Raw genomic sequence first — 17,370 nt, 5'->3', positions numbered from 1 at the left:
CGGGGGGGGGGGGGGGGCCGCGGCGCCGGCGCGCGCCGCGCGGGCCGGGCGCCCCCGGCCCCGCGGCGCGCGGGCCGCGGGCCCCCCCCCCCCCCCCCCCCCGGGCCGGGTGCGGCGGTCGCCGCGCCGTCGGTCAGTCCTCGCTGGACGCCCCCGGCAGCTTCGCCTGGATGATGTCCATGACGGAGGAGTCGGTGAGCGTGCTCACGTCACCGAGGTCGCGGTTCTCGGCGACGTCCCGCAGCAGCCGCCGCATGATCTTGCCGGAGCGGGTCTTCGGCAGCTCCGCGACCGGCATGATCCGCTTCGGCTTGGCGATCGGGCCGAGGTGCTTCGCGACATGCGCCCGCAACTCCTCGACCAGCGCCTCGTCCTCCGCGTCCGCCGATCCGCGCAGGATCACGAACGCGCAGATCGCCTGGGTGGTCTGCGGGTCGGTGGCGCCGACCACCGCGGCCTCGGCGACCTTCGGGTGCGAGACCAGCGCCGACTCCACCTCGGTGGTGGAGATGTTGTGGCCCGCGACGAGCATGACGTCGTCGACCCGGCCCAGCAGCCAGATGTCGCCGTCCTCGTCCTTCTTGGCGCCGTCGCCCGCGAAGTACATGCCCGCGAAGCGCGACCAGTACGTGTCGAGGTAGCGCTGGTCGTCGCCCCAGATGGTGCGGAGCATCGACGGCCACGGCTCGGTCACCACGAGGTAGCCGCCGGAGCCGTCGGGGACCTCGTGGCCGTCGTCGTCCACGACGGTCGCGGCGATGCCGGGCAGCGGGCCCTGCGCCGCACCGGGCTTGGCCGCGGTGACGCCCGGCAGCGGGCTGAGCATCATCCCGCCGGTCTCGGTCTGCCACCAGGTGTCGACGACCGGGGTGGTGTCGCCGCCGATGTGCTTGCGGTACCACATCCACGCCTCGGGGTTGATCGGCTCGCCGACCGACCCCAGGATGCGCAGCGACGACAGGTCGAACTTCGCGGGGATGTCGTCGCCCCACTTCATGCAGGCGCGGATCGCGGTGGGCGCGGTGTAGAGCAGCGTGACGCCGTACTTCTGGACGATCTCCCACCAGCGGCCCTGGTGCGGGGTGTCGGGCGTGCCCTCGTACAGCACCTCCGTCGCGCCGTTGGCGAGCGGGCCGTAGGTGATGTACGAGTGGCCCGTCACCCAGCCGACGTCGGCGGTGCACCAGAAGACGTCGGTCTCCGGCTTGAGGTCGAAGACGGCATGGTGGGTGTAGGCCACCTGGGTGAGGTAGCCGCCGGTGGTGTGCAGGATGCCCTTGGGCTTACCGGTGGTGCCGGAGGTGTAGAGGATGAACAGCGGGTGCTCGGCGTCGAACGCCTCGGGCGTGTGCTGATCGCTCTGCCGGCCGACGGTCTCGTCCCACCACAGGTCCCGGCCCTCGGTCCAGGCGGTCTCCTGGCCGGTGCGGCGGACGACGAGGACGTTGCGGACCTTCTCCGTGCCGGGCCTGGCCAGCGCCTCGTCGACGGCGGGCTTGAGGGCGGACGGCTTGCCGCGGCGGTAGCCGCCGTCGGCGGTGATCACGACGCGGGCGTCGGCGTCCTGGATGCGGGTGGCCAGCGCCTCCGCCGAGAAGCCGCCGAAGACGACGGAGTGCGGGGCGCCCAGCCGGGCGCAGGCCAGCATGGCGATGACCGTCTCCGGGATCATCGGCAGGTACAGCGCGACCCGGTCACCGGCCCGTACGCCCAGCTCGGTCAGGGCGTTGGCGGCCTTGGAGACCTCGCGCTGCAGCTCGGCGTAGGTGATCGCGCGGCTGTCGCCGGGCTCGCCCTCGAAGTGCAGCGCGACGCGGTCGCCGTGACCGTTCTCCACATGCCGGTCCACGCAGTTGTACGCGACGTTGAGCTTGCCGTCGGCGAACCACTTCGCGAAGGGCGCGTTCGACCAGTCGAGCGTCTGGGTGGGCGGCGTCTGCCAGCTCAGGCGCTTGGCCTGCTCCGCCCAGAAGGCCGGCCGGTCCGACGCCGCCTGCGCGTACGCCGCTGCCGTGACGTTGGCGTGCGCGGCCAGCTCGGCGGGCGGCGCGAACCGCCGTTCCTCCTTGAGAAGATTGGCCAGACTGCTCTCGTTGCTCACGACATCTCCCATTCCCAGGGCGTCCGGTGTGTCCCCGGCCATAGCTCATCAGCCCGCGGTACGCCCTGACAAGGGTTGCCGGGAAAAATTGGTGTAGACCTGTAAGGTTCGCAGGTCAGGCCGGTATCGGCGAGGCTTCGGCGCGTACGGCGGAGAAGGTGCGGCCGGCGGTGGCGCGGTCGCCACCGCCGGCGGGCGGGTCAGGCCGGCTGCGGGGTCGCCGCGCTCTCGGAAAGGATGAACGCCGGGTCGACCTGCGCGGCGAGATCCGCGCCGGTCTTCGCGTTGCCCCAGCTCTCCGCGTTCCTCAGGTGGAAGTGCACCATCTGGCGGGTGTAGCGCTGCCAGTCGCGCTGTGGGTAGGTCGCGTCGGCGGCGCCGTGCAGGGTCTCCAGGGCACGGCGGTTGGCATCCTCCAGCTCGGCGAAGGGTGCGGGACGGCCCTTCTCCATGGCCCGCACCCAGTCCGAGTGGCCGACCGCCACGAGCAGGTCGTCGCCCGCCTCCGCGCGCAGGAACGCGAGGTCGTCGGCGCTCTGCACCTTGTTGCCCACCACCTTCAGGCTGACGTCGAAGTCCCGCGCGTACTCCTTGTACTGGCGGTAGACGGCGATGCCCTTACGGGTCGGCTCGGCGACCAGGAACGTCATGTCGAAGCGGGTGAACATCCCGGAAGCGAAGGAGTCCGAACCGGCGGTCATGTCGACGACGACGTACTCCTCCCGGCCGTCCACGAGGTGGTTCAGGCACAGCTCGACCGCGCCGACCTTGGAGTGGTAGCAGGCGACGCCCAGATCGGACTCGGTGAACGGGCCGGTGGCCATCAGCCGCACCGAGGTGTCGTCGAGGGGCACCGTGCGGGCGCAGGCGTGGAAGACGGGGTTGTCGCCCCCGGCGCGCAGCAGTTGCGAACCGTCCCCGGGTGGCGTCGTCTTGATCATCGTCTCGGCGGACCCGATACGCGGGTTGCTGCCGCGCAGGTACTCCTTGATCAGCGGCAGATGGGCGCCCATCGCGGGCAGCGCGGCGGCGGTTGCGTCGTCCAGGCCCAGGGCGGCTCCCAGGTGCTGGTTGATGTCGGCGTCCACCGCGATCACGGGGACGCGGGCGGCCGCGAGATGGCGGATGAACAGGGAGGACAGGGTGGTCTTGCCGCTGCCGCCCTTTCCTACGAAAGCGATCTTCATGTTCACCAAGAGTAATCTGTTTATCGCGCTCAGTGAGAACTCCACGTGAAGAAGACCACTCCATCGGGGGGTGTGGCCACCGGGTGCGTAGGGTCGTACCCATGGCTGCAGACACCCGGGGCACGGCCCCGAAAACCCCGCGGGCGGACGGCGATCCGCTGGCGGCTCTGGTATCACTCCCGGGCGTGGTCGACGCGGTGGAATCCGTACGCAAGGGCGTGGACCGGCTCTACGGGCACCGGATCATGCGCCGTCGCAGCGTGGAGGTCACCTCCGAGGCGGCGCTGCGCGGAGCGCGTGGTTCCGCTGCGCTCGCCGGGGCGGACTGGGCGCTGGAGGAGGTCCGTCGGCGCACCGACTTCAGCGCGGCCGGCGAACCGGCGACGGTCGGCGCGGCGCTGCGGCTGACCGCCGAGGCGGGCCAACTGCTCAGCGTGTGGCGGCAGTCGCCGGTGCGGGTGCTGGCGCGGCTGCACCTGGTGGCGGCCGGTGGCGGCGGCGCGGACGACACCGTCGGGCGGCCGCGGCTGGCGGCGGAGACCGTCGACGAGCCGCTGATCGAACTGCCGCTGCCCGGCGCGGACGAGGTGGCGGGACGGCTGGACGGCCTGGCGCGGCTGCTGCTCGCGGGCAGCGAGGCGCCCGCCCTGGTGACCGCCGCCGTGGTCCACGGCGAACTGCTGGCGCTGCGGCCCTTCGGGTCACACAACGGCCTGGTTGCGCGCGCCGCGGAGCGGATCGTGCTGATCGGCAGCGGACTCGACCCGAAGTCCGTCTGCCCGGCCGAGGTCGGCCATGCGGAGCGGGGCCGGGCCGCCTATGCGGCAGCGCTGGAGGGGTACGTCTCCGGCACACCCGACGGGATGGCCGCCTGGATCGCGCACTGCGGGCGCGCCGTGGAACTGGGCGTCCGGGAATCGACGGCGGTCTGCGAGGCGCTGCAGCGCGGCGCCGCCTGAGCCACGGGCCCGGGCCTGCCGATATCGGGATTTCCGGCGCCGTGGACCGGGCCCGGACAGGAGTTGCGGCGGTACGTGGTGCTGATACGTACCGCCGCTGGCACGTCCGCCGCGTGACCATGCGTGCACTCTGTTTGCCCATCAGGCCGGAGAACTCTGTCCGTTGCCTGGTGCGGCTGGCCCGTAATCGACGGGTCGGCGTCGCGTGGGTGCGCGGCATTCATGCATCGGTCCGTGGGCCTTGCTGCGTTACAGGTGATCCTCTCGGACGTCCTTGGTCTCGCGGGCCGTGATTCCTTTCTACCCCACCCCCCGGACAAGTGGAACCCTTCGCCTCATATCTTTACTTTTGCCTTCAATAACAGGTATCAAGGATAAAGCGGATGGCGATCCGTGGGATATACGGTGCCCCGTTGCCGGGGATTCCACCGGCCCGCCGCTGCCTTTCCGGGAGATCTCCGGGGTTCGGCCCAGGGCGCGTCAGGGGTTTTCCCGGGCCGGATCAGGGCGCGTCGGGGTTTCCGGTCCGCCGCGCCCGCCACCTCAGGCCGCGTGGCCCCGGCGCCGCCGCGACGCGTACCGCACCAGGCTCGCGCCGACGGCCGCCGCGCCCACCGCCGCGACGAGGGCGAGCACCGGCCGGGAGGGCAGCGCGGGCAGCGGCCGGGTGAGCGGCACCGGGCGGCTGAACGACAGCACCGGCCAGTCCCGGGCGGCCGCCTCCCGGCGCAGCGCCCGGTCCGGGTTCACGGCGAAGGGCCGGCCGACGGCCTCCAGCATGGGGACGTCCGTCGCCGAATCGCTGTACGCGAACGACCGCGCGAGGTCGTACCCCTCGGTCGCGGCCAGCTCCCGCACCGCCTCCGCCTTGGTGGGCCCGTAGGCGTAGTAGTCGATCTCGCCGGTGAACCGGCCGTCGGTGCCGACGGCCATGCGCGTCGCCACCACGCGGTCGGCGCCCAGGAGTTCACCGATCGGCTCGACGACCTCCGCGCCCGAGGTGGACACGATCACGACGTCGCGACCGGCCGCGTGGTGCTCCTCGATCAGGGAGACGGCCTCGTCGTAGATGATCGGGTCGATCAGATCGTGCAGCGTCTCGGCGACGATCTCGCGGACCTGTGCGACATCCCAGCCGCGGCACAGAGACGAGAGATAGGCGCGCAGCCGCTCCATCTGGTCGTGGTCCGCGCCGCCCGCGAGGAAGAGGAACTGCGCATATGCGGTACGCAGCGCGGCCCGGCGATTGATCAGGCCACCGCGGTAGAAGGACTTGCTGAACGTCAGCGTGCTGGACTTTGCAATGACCGTCTTGTCCAGGTCGAAGAAGGCGGCGGTGCGGGGCATCGAGTGGCGCACGGAGGGGTTTTCCACAGGCCGAGCATAGGCTCCCTCCATTCGGGGGTAAGGACCGCGCGTGGGTTTGCTTGAGAAGGCTCTCGGGTACACCATGGAAGTCACGGATCGTTCGCGACCGTGCTAACCCGGTCCGGCTCCTCCCCCCCCCCCGAGTCGGCCGAGGAAGACGACCCCCGCTCTCCCCCCCGGCGGGGGTCGTCGCATGTCCGGACGCATTTCACGGCGCCCGGCCGGGATGCCGCCGTTCTTTCCGTCTCCCCTTCACGCCGTCGGGCCGTCGCGACCGAGGCGCCTCGCCGGTCACTCTTCGTATCCGGTGTGCTGCTCTGTGGATGCTCGCCAATCCGCCGGGATGCACGCGCGCGGTCGCCGGAATAGGTGACGGGAGTATTCACCACACGGAGTTGTCCACAGGTTTTGACCAAGATCCACGCGGATTTCCCGATCGCCGCACGCTAAAAGTCCGCGACAGCGCGGAAGAGCGGTACGCGACGCGACAAGGGGGACGGAACATGCCTGGATCCATGGTGGCCGGTGAGGCGGGCGTAACGGACGAGGAGCGTCCGGGACCGCTCCTCGTCACCGAGGACGAGCAGCTGCTCGACGACCTCGTGCGGCTCTGCGCCGCGGCGGGTGTGGTGCCGCAGGTGCGGCCGGATCTGCCGTCGCGCGGAGCATGGTGGCCGCAGGCGCCGCTGGTGGTCATCGGGGAGGACTGCGCGGCGCGGCTGCGCGGGGCGGGGCGCCGCGACGGCGTCGTCCTCATCGCGCGGGACGCGGACCGGGCCGAGGTCTGGCGGCTGGCCGTGGCCCTGGGGGCGGAGCGGGTGATCACACTGCCCGAGGGTGAGCGGTGGCTCGCCGACCGGATCGCCGACGCGGTCGAGGGCACCGGGCCCGCCGCGCTCACCGTCGGAGTCCTCGGCGGTCGTGGCGGCGCCGGGGCGTCCACCCTGGCCTGCGCCCTCGCGGTGACGGCGGCGCGTAAGGGCCTGCGCACGATGCTGGTGGACGCGGACCCGCTGGGCGGCGGGCTGGACGTACTCCTCGGGTGCGAGCGGGAAGAGGGGCTGCGCTGGCCGGCGTTCCGCGAGTCGCGTGGCCGGGTTGCGTCCGGGGCGCTGGCCGGTGCGCTGCCCCGGGCGCACTCCTTACGGGTGCTCAGCTGGGACCGCGGCGCCGAGGTGGCGATCCCGCCCGCGGCGATGCGGGCGGTGCTGGCGGCGGCCCGCAGGCGCGGCGGGGTCGTGGTGGTGGACCTGCCGCGCCGGGTCGACGAGGCGGTGGCGGAGGCGCTGGACCAGGTGGACCTGGGGCTGCTGGTGGTGCCCGCGGAGCTGCGCGCCGTCGCCGCGGCCCGGCGGGTGGTGGCCGGCACGGCCGGTACGCCGCGCGATCTGCGGGTCGTCGCCCGGGGCGGGCCCGATGCGGTGCCGGGGCTGGGCGGCGAGGAGATCGCCGCCCTTGTGGACCTGCCGCTGCTGGGCGAACTGCCGTGGGATCCCGAGCCCGTTGACGGCACGGCGCGCGGCGTCCCGCCCGGGGCCCGCGTCCGGGGGCCGCTCGCCCGGTTCTGCGCCGCGTTCTGGGAGCGGGCGTTGCCGGAGGCGGGCGGTCCGGCGGCCGGTTTGCCGGAGGACCGGGCCCGTTGCGGGACGCGGGGGAGGGACGGCGATGAGTGACGTACTGCTGGACGCGGTGCGGCGGCGGCTCGCGGAGGCCGGGGCGGAGCCCACGGCGGCGCGGGTGGCGCTCGCCCTCCGGGAGGAGGGCCGCGTCCTGGGGGACGCCGAGGTGCTGGGCGTGGTGGCGGCCCTGCGGTCCGAGATGGTCGGCAGCGGTCCCCTGGAGCCGCTGCTGGCGGAGCCCGACGTGACGGACGTCCTGGTCACCGGCCCGGACGAGGTGTGGGTGGACCGCGGCGGCGGGCTGGAGCGGACGCCGGTGCGCTTCCGGGACGCGTCCGAGGTGCGGCGGCTCGCGCAGCGGCTGGCCGCGGTGGCCGGGCGGCGCCTCGACGACGCCCGGCCCTGGGTGGACGCCCGGCTGCCGGACGGTACCCGGCTGCACGCGGTGCTGCCGCCCGTGGCGGTGGCGGGCACCTGCCTGTCGCTGCGGGTCCTACGGCCGCGCGTTTTCGGCCTGGCGGAGCTGGTGGCGGCCGGGACGGTGCCGCCGGGCGGCGACGCGCTGCTGCGGGCGCTGCTGGCAGCCCGGGTGTCGTTCCTGGTCAGCGGCGGTACGGGCAGCGGTAAGACGACTTAGGGTAAATGCCACCACTGGCCCAAGGGGGAGTTCACTGGTGAGAGCACTCATAGCCGTTCGACTGTCGAACGTTACGGACACGACTACATCACCCGCCCGTCAACGCCGGGTGGGGCACCTTTGGTGTAAGACGCACGGTGCGGAGGTGGTGGGCGAGGCTACCGACCTCGATGTGTCAGCGTCCCGCGTAGATCCGTTCAGCCGCCCCGAACTGGGTGAGTGGCTGACCCGCCCAGACGACTACGACGCCATTGTGTTCTGGCGACTGGATCGCGCCGTCCGATCCATGGCGGACATGGCGAAGCTTGGCGAGTGGGCGAAGAACCACGGCAAGCTCCTGGTCTTCGTTGAAGGCCCCGGGGGGAGTGCGCTTGAGCTGGACATGCGCGCAACTTCTCTAGTCTCTGAACTGATCATCATGCTGTTGGCATTCGCCGCGCAGATGGAGGCCGAAGCCATCCGTGAGCGTGTCAAGGGCTCGCGGGCCCACCTGCGCCATGCTGGGCGTTGGCACGGGGGCCGGGTACCGTTTGGTTGGGCTGTCGTCCCCAATCCGGACGGTCCGGGTTACGTGCTGGACGAGTGCCCAGAGGCCGGCCCGATCGTCCGGGAGATCGTTAAGCGAATCATCGCTGGCGAATCGATCTATTCCGTGGCGAACGATCTTGATCGCCGTGAAGTGCTGACCCCCACGGACCGCGAGAAGCTGAAAGCAACAGGCAAAACCCCCCAGCCCCGAAAAACGTGGGACCACCAGCACATTGCGGCCATGCTTCGTTCCGAAGGGTTGCGCGGCTATACGTTGCACGACCCAGAGAACACGGCCAATCGTGACCGCTACAGCAAGGGCGACGCGAAGTGGCAGCCGTGGGCGGGCCGCCCAGTACTTGACCGGAGTGGGCATCCCCGTAGAGACCGCCCTGCGTTGGTCGATGATGAGACGTGGGACCGTCTACAAGAGGTCATGAAGACCAAGAAGCGGTCTGAAACCCACATGCGGGCGGCGGGGTCGCTGTTGATCCGCGTGGCCTACTGCGCAGGCATCAACAAGGACGGTTCGGTTTGCGGGCGGCCCATGTATGGCTCCAGCAAGAAAGAGACCCGCAACGGCAAGGACACGAACAGCGGCGTGCGTATCCGGATCTACCGCTGCACCCAACGGGGCACGGGGCATGCGGTGTCCGCCAAGGCTGACGTACTTGACAAGTGGGTGGAGGAGAGGTTCCTCGAAGAGCTGGGGAATCAAGCCGTAATGGCATACGTGAGTGACCCTGGCCAAGACCATACGGCAGACGTAGCCCGCGTTCGCGAGAGCATCCACCGGCTGCGCCGCGATCGACAAGCTGGCCTCTACGACGGTGAAGAAGACGAGGCAGAGTTCAGCGAAATGATGGGGGCGCTGCTCAAGGAACGTCGTCAGCTTGAGGCTCTGCCATCACGCCCTCCATCCACGCGCAGGGTGGCCACTGGACGCACGTACGCTGACATATGGACGGCCGCCGACACGGAGGGGAAGCGCCAACTCTTGCTTGATGCTGGCGCGCGGGTCACCGTAGCGAGCGGCAAGCACTCTGGCGCAGGGTTCGACTACGGCCGCCTATCGTTTGCGATAGCCGCCCAAGCCGATCCAGCTAGGGCAGAGCTAGAGGCCCGAGCGAGGGAAGAGGCCGTATAGACCCGCCTCCCGGCTGACGTGCTGCCCCTGCCTGGGCACTTCCAGGCAGGGGCTTCGTCGTGAGGGCACCACATGGCGTGGAGTCCGGTGTCCTGCCAAGGCGGACACCTTCGCCACGAGTGTGACCCCATTCGCGCGTTGCGTAATCACCGATCGCATTGTGTGAGATTCGAACGGAGCAAGAGGCTAAAAAGCTGCCTCTCCAAGGATCTTCCTATGGGAATCTCTATAGGAAGTTGTACGCAGAGGCAGTTTTCTTGCCTCACCTCTTGCCGAGCCCCGCCGAGACCGCCCGCAAGCTGTAACCGTCCCCAGACAACAATGGTGTGAGCGGGAGACGTTCCCCAGCCCGGCGCGTGGGCGTGGGCGTGTGAACGGGCCCGCCACGCCCCGTCCGGCGTGGACTCTCCTGGGTGCCTTCTCCTCCCCGGCTGAGGTGGCCCCCGGACGGGGCCCTTGATCTCCCGTGTGCGGTGTGTGGTGTGCACCTGGCGGCGAGTACCGACCCCGGCGGGGGTTCGGGAAACCGGCCGGAGCGTGGGTTCGACCCCCACCACACGGGCCCCGGCGGCTGGGTCGCGCCAGTCGTCGGGGATTGACTTGCCTCCGTAGCTCAGACGGCAGAGCGGCCGAAAAACGGAGCGGCGGCATGGTGGGAAGGTTGCGGATGCACCGGGACCGGGCCCGGCGCTCAAAAGGCGTCGGGTTGGGGTACCTCAACCCCCGGCAGGGAAGCGCGTTTTCCAAGCCCACCTACTTGGCGCGGGTTCGAGTCCCGCCGGAGGCACTTTTTCGTTGGCGAGAGCGCCCGATGCCGATCGGGAGGCCGCCGGTTCAAGGCCAGTTGGGACGGCTCTCTCCCGCCGGCGGGGGTATGCGATGACGTACGACGAACTCTGTAAGCGATTCGACCACCACCCCCCGCGGTGTGAGCAGACCGCAGAACTTCACACGCAGGTGCGTGCGGAGTTCAAGCGGCTGGCGCTGGCGCTTAACGAACGGCTCCCGGACGGCCGGGAGAAGTCGGTGGCCTTCACGCACCTGGAGACCGCCCTCATGTGGTCCAACGCTGCGGTTGCCCGCGGGTGCTGCCTCTGCGTCCAGCCCACGCAGCCGCCGAACGCGTGTTGATCGTGACCGGGTAGCGCCCGGGAAGTGCCCGCAGGTCCGTGCACCGGGATGCCCCCGGTGTGGCGGTTCGAGCCCGCCGGGTGCGCCATTTGCTCCGGAACATGTTCCGGGCTTCGGTGCTACACACGGCGCCTCAAGACGCGTTCGACGGTGCTGCAAATGCGGGCCAAGACGCGGTAGGCATCAGCTCGTTGGTTGGCGTTGGTGCTCAGGCAAGCCACCAGTACAGCGACCAGGACCGGAAACAGGATGGTGGCCACGACCGCCATTGCGTACGTCGTCATAGCGGAGAACTTAAGGTGCACCTGCTTGGCGTCCAATCAGGTTATCCACAGAACTGCCTTGGGTGTTGTGGATAACTCAGGTGTCCGGTGCTCCTATCTGCGGAGACGAGGGCCTGAGATTTTTTTACACGGCACCCCGGCAACAAGAAGGTTCGATGGCGTGGCGCACGAGCAACCGCAGGCAGCGACTCCCGCAAGATTGGTCGGTCCGTAGGGTGTCTGTCCTACGACGCGACGGATACCGCTGTGTGGCTGTCTTGATGGAAGGCGAGCGGTGCACCGAGCCGGCCACAGACGTGGACCACATCAATCCCGGTGATGACCACAACCTCACCAACCTTCAGGCGCTGTGCAGTTGGCATCACGCACGCAAGACCGCAAGTGAAGGGCATGAGGCGAGGCGGGCTAAGGATCGGCCATCACGTCGGCGTCCGGATGCTTCGCACCCTTCAAGCCTATGAACTGGGGGTATGCCCCCTTGGCCTTGGCCTCCGGACCGCAAGCGTATAGCGGCTCAGATTCTGTACGGGTTTCAAGGCCGTTAGCGTGCCCGATGCCTGGGTGACTACCCCGCGCCTGGGCGACGGCTGAGTGCGGCCCCTCACCGCCGACGCGGTTCGGACACTACCGGCACCTCAACAAGAGGGGCGGTCAGACACTCCACCGGCTTCTCGTCGCCGTCGACCAGCACCGTAACGGTGACCACCTGGCCCCGACTCAGTAGGCACGGCGGAATGTTGAGCCAGTTCTCACCCGAAGTCCGGTCGCCAATGGACGTCCATAGGGGCGTTTCGAACGACGGGCGCACGCTCCCACTTGGTCTGGTGGTGACTTCCAGGATCAAGCACACCATGGCGCCGAGGTCGAACGTTATTGGCTCGTTGCCGTGGAACATCGCTGCCGTGATGTCACGCCGTCCCTCATTCGCGACCACGAGTTCGATGATGCGGGGCCGACGGAGTTTGGTCCCACGGAAACGCACGGAGAGAGCCGTCTCATCGTCCGCAGAAAACAGTGGCGAGCTAATTAGGGGCGTATTTGACTGTATCCACCAGTTGACCTTCCGCTTTGGGTTGCTCGATCTGAGCGTGGCCCACGCACCAAGCCCACCAACCGCGAAGCTGGCAACAGTCGTTATGACGAACTGCCAGAAGCTGGCGGACGCCCACCCGTCCCCTGCAACGGTCTCCATGGGGACGTATTCAACCACCCAAAGAGGCAGCAGGGAGGCAGTTCTGTTGGAGGTGACGCCATGTCGGGTCCTGTCCCGAAGCGCAGCGACCAGCGCCGACGGCGCAACAAGAGCGACGGCCCGGAGCTGGTGAAGGCCCCAGGAGGTGCGGCCCCGGAGGTGCCCCCGGCTGACGAGGAGTGGCACCCGATCGCGGCGAGCTGGTACGCGTCGCTGTCCGAGTCGGGCCAAACTCAGTTCTACGAGGCCAGCGACTGGGCGACGGCGTACTACGTCGCGGAGGCCATGAGCCGGAATCTCATCTCCGGCCGCTTCTCGGCCCAGTTGTTCCAGGCCGTCATGTCAGCCATGACAGATCTGCTGACCACCGAAGGCGCCCGTCGGCGCGCACGGGTGGAGCTGGAGCGCGGAGACGGCGACGTGGACCCCCGCGAGGCCGCGCGCGTGACGTTGATGGAGACCTACCGCAAGGCCGCTGGCAGTGACTGACGCGGGCCGCTTCCCTACGAGCGGTGAACCGTTCCGGGAGGTGAGACGGTGATGTCCCCTGCCCTGGAGCCGGTTCGTACGTGGCCGGACACCGTGCCGCCGGAGAACCGGACGCTGGGGTGGGAGGTCCTGAACTGGACCGCCACTCACCTGTTGCAACCGGACGGACCGGACGCCGGCGGCCCCTGGACGTACACACCGGAGCAGGTTCGGATCGTGCTGCGGTGGTTCGAGATCGACGGCGCCGGGGTGTTCGCCCGCCGACAGGGCACCATTCGGCGGCTGAAGGGTTGGGGGAAGGACCCGTTCCTTGCCTCGCTCGCCCTGGTGGAGCTCTGCGGCCCCTCCCGCTTCGGCGGCTGGCGGGACGACGGCACTCCGTACGCGGTGCCGCACCAAGCCCCGTGGGTTCAGGTGGCGGCGGTCAGTCGTGATCAGACCCGCAACACCATGCGTCTTTTCGGTCCCATGTGCTCCCCGGAGCTGATCGCGGAACATGGGATCGACCTGGGCAAGGAGATTATCTACGCCCGTGCGGGAGGGGTGATTGAAGCCGTCACCAGTTCGCCGCGTGCGCTGGAGGGCGGCCGATTACCGGGCCACGTTCGTGATCCTCAACGAGACCCATCACTGGATCCAGGCGAACCAGGGCCACGAGATGGCGCAGACGATCGCAGGCAACGTCGGCAAGTCCCGCGGCGGCGGCGGCCGAACCATGGAGATCACCAACGCGCCGTTGCCTGGTGAGGAGTCGGTAGCGGAGCAGACCTGGCACGCCTGGTCGAAGATCGCCGAGGGCAAGGCCAGAGACTCCGGCATGTACTACGACTCCGTGGAGTCCCCGCCGGTCGACCTGGCGGACCCTGACCAGCTCCGGGCCGGGATCATCGCAGCCCGGGGTGATGCGGACTGGTTGGACGTGGAGTGGATCGTCTCCACGATCTACAGCGGCGTGATGCCGCGCGCCCGTTCGCAGCGCATGTTCCTCAACCAGTTGGTGACCGCTGAAGACCAGCTGATTGATCCCGCCGACTGGGATGCCTGCGCGGCGGACGAGGTGCTGACGCCCGGCGACGAGATCACGCTTGGGTTCGACGGCGGCAAGAGCGACGACGCCACAGCCTTGGTCGCCGTCCGCGTCCGGGACCGCCTGATCGTTCCGCTGGGCGTGTGGGAGAAGCCGGATGGCCCGTCCGGTGACGGCTGGGAGGTTGACCGGCAGGAGGTTGACGGCGCGGTCCGCAATGCTCTGGAGAGGTATGCGGTGTCCGCGTTCTTCGCGGACGTGGCGCTGTGGGAATCGTTCGTGGACGCGTGGTCGGAGGACTACCGGGACCGGTTGCTGATCAAGGCTTCTGCACGCTCGGCCGTGGGCCGGGACATGCGCGGCGGGCTCCAAGAGCTGACGGCCGCGAACGAACGGCTGGTGTCCGCGATCGAGAACCACCAGGTACGGCACGGCGGGGACGGCTCCCCGCTCGGCCGGACGCTGCGCCGACATGTGATGAACGCGCGTCGGCGTCCGAACAGGTTCGGCTTGTCCTTCGGTAAGGACAGCCGCGAGAGCCCCCGAAAGGTCGACGCTTACGCCGCCACGCTGCTGGCCGACCTGGCGCGACATCGGTTCATCGAATCCGGAAAGACCCGGGCTCCCGAACGCTCGGGGGCCGTGTACTTCTTCTAACGGCGTAGATCGCGCCTATGCTCCAGGTACAGCCTGAACGTTGACCAGTGGCCTCGGCGCAAGAGCAAACGGAGACTGGGATACCCGCGACGGTACCCGTCCCGCCGAAACACATCGCTCGACTGCAAGTCCCTAATCCACTGGTATCCGTCGGCGTCCACGAAACGCACCGCAAGAGGGCGGTTCCGGGCACCATCGACGTAGCGAGGCACAGAGATGGTGGCTTCCTTACCTGACGAGAGCCGAGTCACGCCGAAGCTGATCTCACGAGCAGGCCCACCCGTGACCACATGCGGGTAGGAAATGGGGCGGTCCGCCGTGTTCAGCAGGTCAATCCATGCGCGATCATCCTGGAACTGGAGATGCGCCACCACTTTCTGGGCCTCTTGCCGCTCCTGCCTTCTGCGGTCTCGCAGCAGGATGGTGAACCCCAGAAGGAGTGACCCACTTGTCCCGATCGCGCTGGCCCAAGCGGGGACGGTTCCCCAATCAATTCCGCTCATGTCTGGAGTAATACAGCGATCTCGGTTCGCGGAAATGGCATTTGAGCCAATTCTGAGCCGGACTTAACACCCGGGAGAGGTGGCCTTGCCAACAACGAACGCTACCCCGCTGGAGGCGGCGGAGCAGGGATTTTCCAAGCTCCAGAGGGACCGGGAGCGGCTGGACTTCATCCACCGGTACCTCAAGGGCGATCACGACGGCCCCTACGAGCCCAAGCACGCCAGCGCGGAGTACAAGCTCCTGGCCAAGAGGTCCGTCTCCAACTGGCTGCCGCTCCTGGTGAAGACACCCGCTCAGGCACTGGCTGTTGAGGGCTACCGGCGCCACGATGCGGCCGGCGACTCCTCGGCCACATCGGCGGAATGGAAGGTCTGGCAGGCCAACCGGATGGATGCCCGACAGGCCGCCGTTCACCGCGCGGCGCTCGGCTACGGACTGGCCTTCGTCACGGTCCTGCCCGATCCGGCGGACCCGTCCCGGCCGGTCATCCGAGGGGTCTCACCCCGTCTGATGTACGCCGAGTACGCCGACCCGGCCGCCGACGAGACCCCGCTGTGGGCCCTCCAGGTCGAGGACGCCACCAGCGGGGACGACGAGACGCGGGCATGGTTCTACGACCACACCGGGGTCACGGAGCTGGTGATGGGCGGCGACAGCGGGCCCCGTGTGGTGGCGTTCGCGGAGCACAAGATGGGCGTGTGCCCGGTGGTCCGGTTCGCGCCGGACATCGACTTGGAGGGAAAGGTCTCCGGGGTCGTGGAGCCCATGATCCCGATTCAGGACAGGATCAATCAGACGACCTTTGACCTTTTGGTGGCGCAAACCTTCGGCAGCTTCAAGGTCCGCACAATCAGCGGCATGGCGCCGGAGTTCGAGACCGACTCAGACGGCCGGGTAATTTACGACTCGCTCACGGGCAAGCCGAAGGTGAAGCCCATCCAGGCGGATGCCAGCCGCTTTCTGGTCGCGCCCGACCCGGACACGAAGTTTCAGCAACTGGACGAGACCCCGCTTGGCGGGTTCCTGGAGGCGATAGAGGCCGGGGTCAAGACGCTCGCCGCCGTGTCGCAGACCCCGCCCCATTACCTCCTCGGCTCACTCATCAACCTGTCCGCGGAAGCCCTGGCGGCTGCGGAAGCGGCGCTGACCCGGGCGGTGGATGAGTACAAGCACCTGTTCGGCGAGTCCTGGGAGCTGGTTCTCCGCCTGTGCGCACGCCTTGTCGGCGTAGAGGAAGACGAGCGGGCACAAGTCCTGTGGACCGACGCGGAATCGCGCTCCTTGTCTCAGACCGTCGATGCGCTGGGCAAGGCCGTTCAGATGCTCAACGTCCCGGCCCGCGCGCTGTGGCCGCGTATCCCCGGCGTCACCTCCACTGATGTGGAGGAGTGGGCGCAGATGGCGGAGGACGACGACCCGGCACTACGGCTCGCCGACTCCCTGACCCGTGCCACCACGCCGACTCAGACCGTGGCGGCGGACTCCGGGGAGGAGCCGGTCACCGATGCCGCAGCGTGAACTGTCCCGCCTGCTGGACGACCACCGAAACGTCCAGGCCCGTATCAGCGCGGGCGTCTCCGCCCAGGCCCTGGCGGCCTGGTCGCGGGTGTCGCCAACATCGCTGACCACTTCGGCCGGCGCGTGGCTGGCACTCGTCCTGTCCGTGATCCGCCGGGAGCGGGCACGCTCGCATCAGGTCGCGGCCTCGTTCTACCGGCTGCACCGGGCCCTTGAGATCGGCTACACCCTGCCCCCGCCGACCGGCGGGCCGACCGCCGACACGGTGACGCTTGGGGACCTGCGGGAGGACTGGGCGCAGTACACGGACACGCCCCGCACGCCCACACCGGACGATGCGGAAGCAGTCCAGGTCGATGACTTCACCTGGCCAGCAGCGGACACCACCGCGCAGGACGCGGCAGCCCGCACGTCGCTGGTCGTCACCGGCCCCGTGCAAGCCGACCGGGAGATCGGCCGGGTGTCGGATCTCCAAGAGCGTGAACGGTTGGACTCGGCGGACTTCCTAGACGAGTTGGAGACCATGATGGGTGACGCGGGGGTCACGGCGGGCGGCGCTGCCGACCGTGAAGCACTACGGGGCGGCCGGGAGTTGATCCGCGACGTTTCGCAGGTAGACAGCCGCGTGATCGGCTGGGCGCGCGTCACGGACGGCAATCCGTGCGCCTGGTGCGCGATGCTCGCCAGCCGCGGAGCCGTCTACCGCACCCGCGAAGGCGCAGGGATCAAAGGGCGAACAGGCCGGAACCTTCCCCCTGTTGGAAACCCCGAAGATCTCCAGAAATACCACAGCATGTGTCACTGCCAGACGATCCCGGTCTACTCCCGCGCCGCATTCGTGCCGGAATCCTCCGCGCAGTACGCGCGGGACTGGTCCCGGGCGACGCGGGGCCTGGCGGGCGCTGAGGCCCGCGCGGCATGGCGTCGGCACATCGACGCCCAGCGGCGGGAGCGCCGCACCGCCTGATCACCTTCCCGTACTTCAGCCTGTCCCGGCGGCGGGCTGCTTGGCATGCCCGGGA

Annotated in this window: 11 protein-coding genes and 1 pseudogene; 8 read left to right on the top strand and 4 right to left on the bottom strand. The window is 69.1% G+C overall.

The features are described from left to right. Nucleotides 1-133: 133 nt before the first annotated feature. Nucleotides 134-2,101: an acetate--CoA ligase gene (acs, locus tag ACFWWQ_RS12305; protein ID WP_384594292.1), complete on the bottom strand. Its 1,968-nt coding sequence runs from the start codon at nt 2,099-2,101 to the stop codon at nt 134-136. 200 nt (nt 2,102-2,301) lie between these two features. Continuing rightward, entirely contained in the window at nt 2,302-3,288 is a 987-nt protein-coding gene (locus tag ACFWWQ_RS12300) for an ATP-binding protein (protein ID WP_384594289.1), read from the bottom strand. Nucleotides 3,289-3,389: 101 nt separating this feature from the next. On the opposite strand from ACFWWQ_RS12300, the gene ACFWWQ_RS12295 reads away from it, so the two are divergent. Continuing rightward, a complete protein-coding gene (locus ACFWWQ_RS12295) occupies nt 3,390-4,247 on the top strand; it encodes an oxidoreductase (RefSeq protein WP_384594286.1) in 858 nt (285 codons plus the stop codon). 543 nt (nt 4,248-4,790) lie between these two features. Here the strand turns inward: ACFWWQ_RS12295 and ACFWWQ_RS12290 are convergent. Continuing rightward, nucleotides 4,791-5,645: an HAD family hydrolase gene (locus tag ACFWWQ_RS12290; protein ID WP_384594283.1), complete on the bottom strand. Its 855-nt coding sequence runs from the start codon at nt 5,643-5,645 to the stop codon at nt 4,791-4,793. 473 nt (nt 5,646-6,118) lie between these two features. On the opposite strand from ACFWWQ_RS12290, the gene ssd reads away from it, so the two are divergent. From ssd to ACFWWQ_RS12275, 3 genes and pseudogenes are all read left to right on the top strand, one after another. Next, entirely contained in the window at nt 6,119-7,288 is a 1,170-nt protein-coding gene (gene ssd, locus ACFWWQ_RS12285; protein WP_384594280.1) for a septum site-determining protein Ssd, read from the top strand. Continuing rightward, nucleotides 7,281-7,868, top strand: a pseudogene (locus ACFWWQ_RS12280) (ATPase, T2SS/T4P/T4SS family); the annotation flags it as partial. The gene ssd and the pseudogene ACFWWQ_RS12280, both read left to right, overlap by 8 nt. 40 nt (nt 7,869-7,908) lie before the next feature. After that, nucleotides 7,909-9,546, top strand: a complete 1,638-nt coding sequence (locus ACFWWQ_RS12275) for a recombinase family protein (RefSeq protein ID WP_384594277.1) — start codon at nt 7,909-7,911, stop codon at nt 9,544-9,546. Between the two features lie 2,016 nt (nt 9,547-11,562). Here the strand turns inward: ACFWWQ_RS12275 and ACFWWQ_RS12270 are convergent. Further along, entirely contained in the window at nt 11,563-12,171 is a 609-nt protein-coding gene (locus ACFWWQ_RS12270; protein ID WP_384594274.1) for a hypothetical protein, read from the bottom strand. 42 nt (nt 12,172-12,213) lie between these two features. On the opposite strand from ACFWWQ_RS12270, the gene ACFWWQ_RS12265 reads away from it, so the two are divergent. The 4 genes from ACFWWQ_RS12265 (at nt 12,214) to ACFWWQ_RS12250 (ending at nt 17,315) form a co-directional block, all read left to right on the top strand. Further along, nucleotides 12,214-12,642 (top strand): hypothetical protein, encoded by a 429-nt coding sequence (locus ACFWWQ_RS12265; protein ID WP_384594271.1) that lies wholly within the window; start codon nt 12,214-12,216, stop codon nt 12,640-12,642. Between the two features lie 571 nt (nt 12,643-13,213). Beyond that, nucleotides 13,214-14,326: a terminase gene (locus ACFWWQ_RS12260; RefSeq protein WP_384594268.1), complete on the top strand. Its 1,113-nt coding sequence runs from the start codon at nt 13,214-13,216 to the stop codon at nt 14,324-14,326. 582 nt (nt 14,327-14,908) lie between these two features. Next, entirely contained in the window at nt 14,909-16,348 is a 1,440-nt protein-coding gene (locus tag ACFWWQ_RS12255; RefSeq protein WP_384594265.1) for a phage portal protein, read from the top strand. Further along, nucleotides 16,335-17,315 (top strand): hypothetical protein, encoded by a 981-nt coding sequence (locus ACFWWQ_RS12250; protein ID WP_384594262.1) that lies wholly within the window; start codon nt 16,335-16,337, stop codon nt 17,313-17,315. Before ACFWWQ_RS12255 ends, ACFWWQ_RS12250 begins: the two co-directional genes overlap by 14 nt. The last annotated feature ends 55 nt before the right edge of the window (nt 17,316-17,370 follow it).

It is taken from the genome of Streptomyces sp. NPDC059080 (assembly GCF_042739975.1).
GTDB lineage: Bacteria > Actinomycetota > Actinomycetes > Streptomycetales > Streptomycetaceae > Streptomyces > Streptomyces benahoarensis.
The sequence above is the reverse complement of the archived record's forward strand: the minus strand, read 5'-3'. Positions and strand labels throughout refer to the sequence as shown.

Bases quoted from the DNA above. Each gene is read 5' to 3' on its own strand.
- ACFWWQ_RS12250 (WP_384594262.1), top strand. From the start codon at position 16,335: ATGCCGCAGCGTGAACTGTCCCGCCTGCTGGACGACCACCGAAACGTC.
- ACFWWQ_RS12265 (WP_384594271.1), top strand. From the start codon at position 12,214: ATGTCGGGTCCTGTCCCGAAGCGCAGCGACCAGCGCCGACGGCGCAAC.
- ACFWWQ_RS12295 (WP_384594286.1), top strand. From the start codon at position 3,390: ATGGCTGCAGACACCCGGGGCACGGCCCCGAAAACCCCGCGGGCGGAC.
- ACFWWQ_RS12290 (WP_384594283.1), bottom strand. From the start codon at position 5,645: ATGGAGGGAGCCTATGCTCGGCCTGTGGAAAACCCCTCCGTGCGCCAC.
- ACFWWQ_RS12300 (WP_384594289.1), bottom strand. From the start codon at position 3,288: ATGAAGATCGCTTTCGTAGGAAAGGGCGGCAGCGGCAAGACCACCCTG.
- ssd (WP_384594280.1), top strand. From the start codon at position 6,119: ATGCCTGGATCCATGGTGGCCGGTGAGGCGGGCGTAACGGACGAGGAG.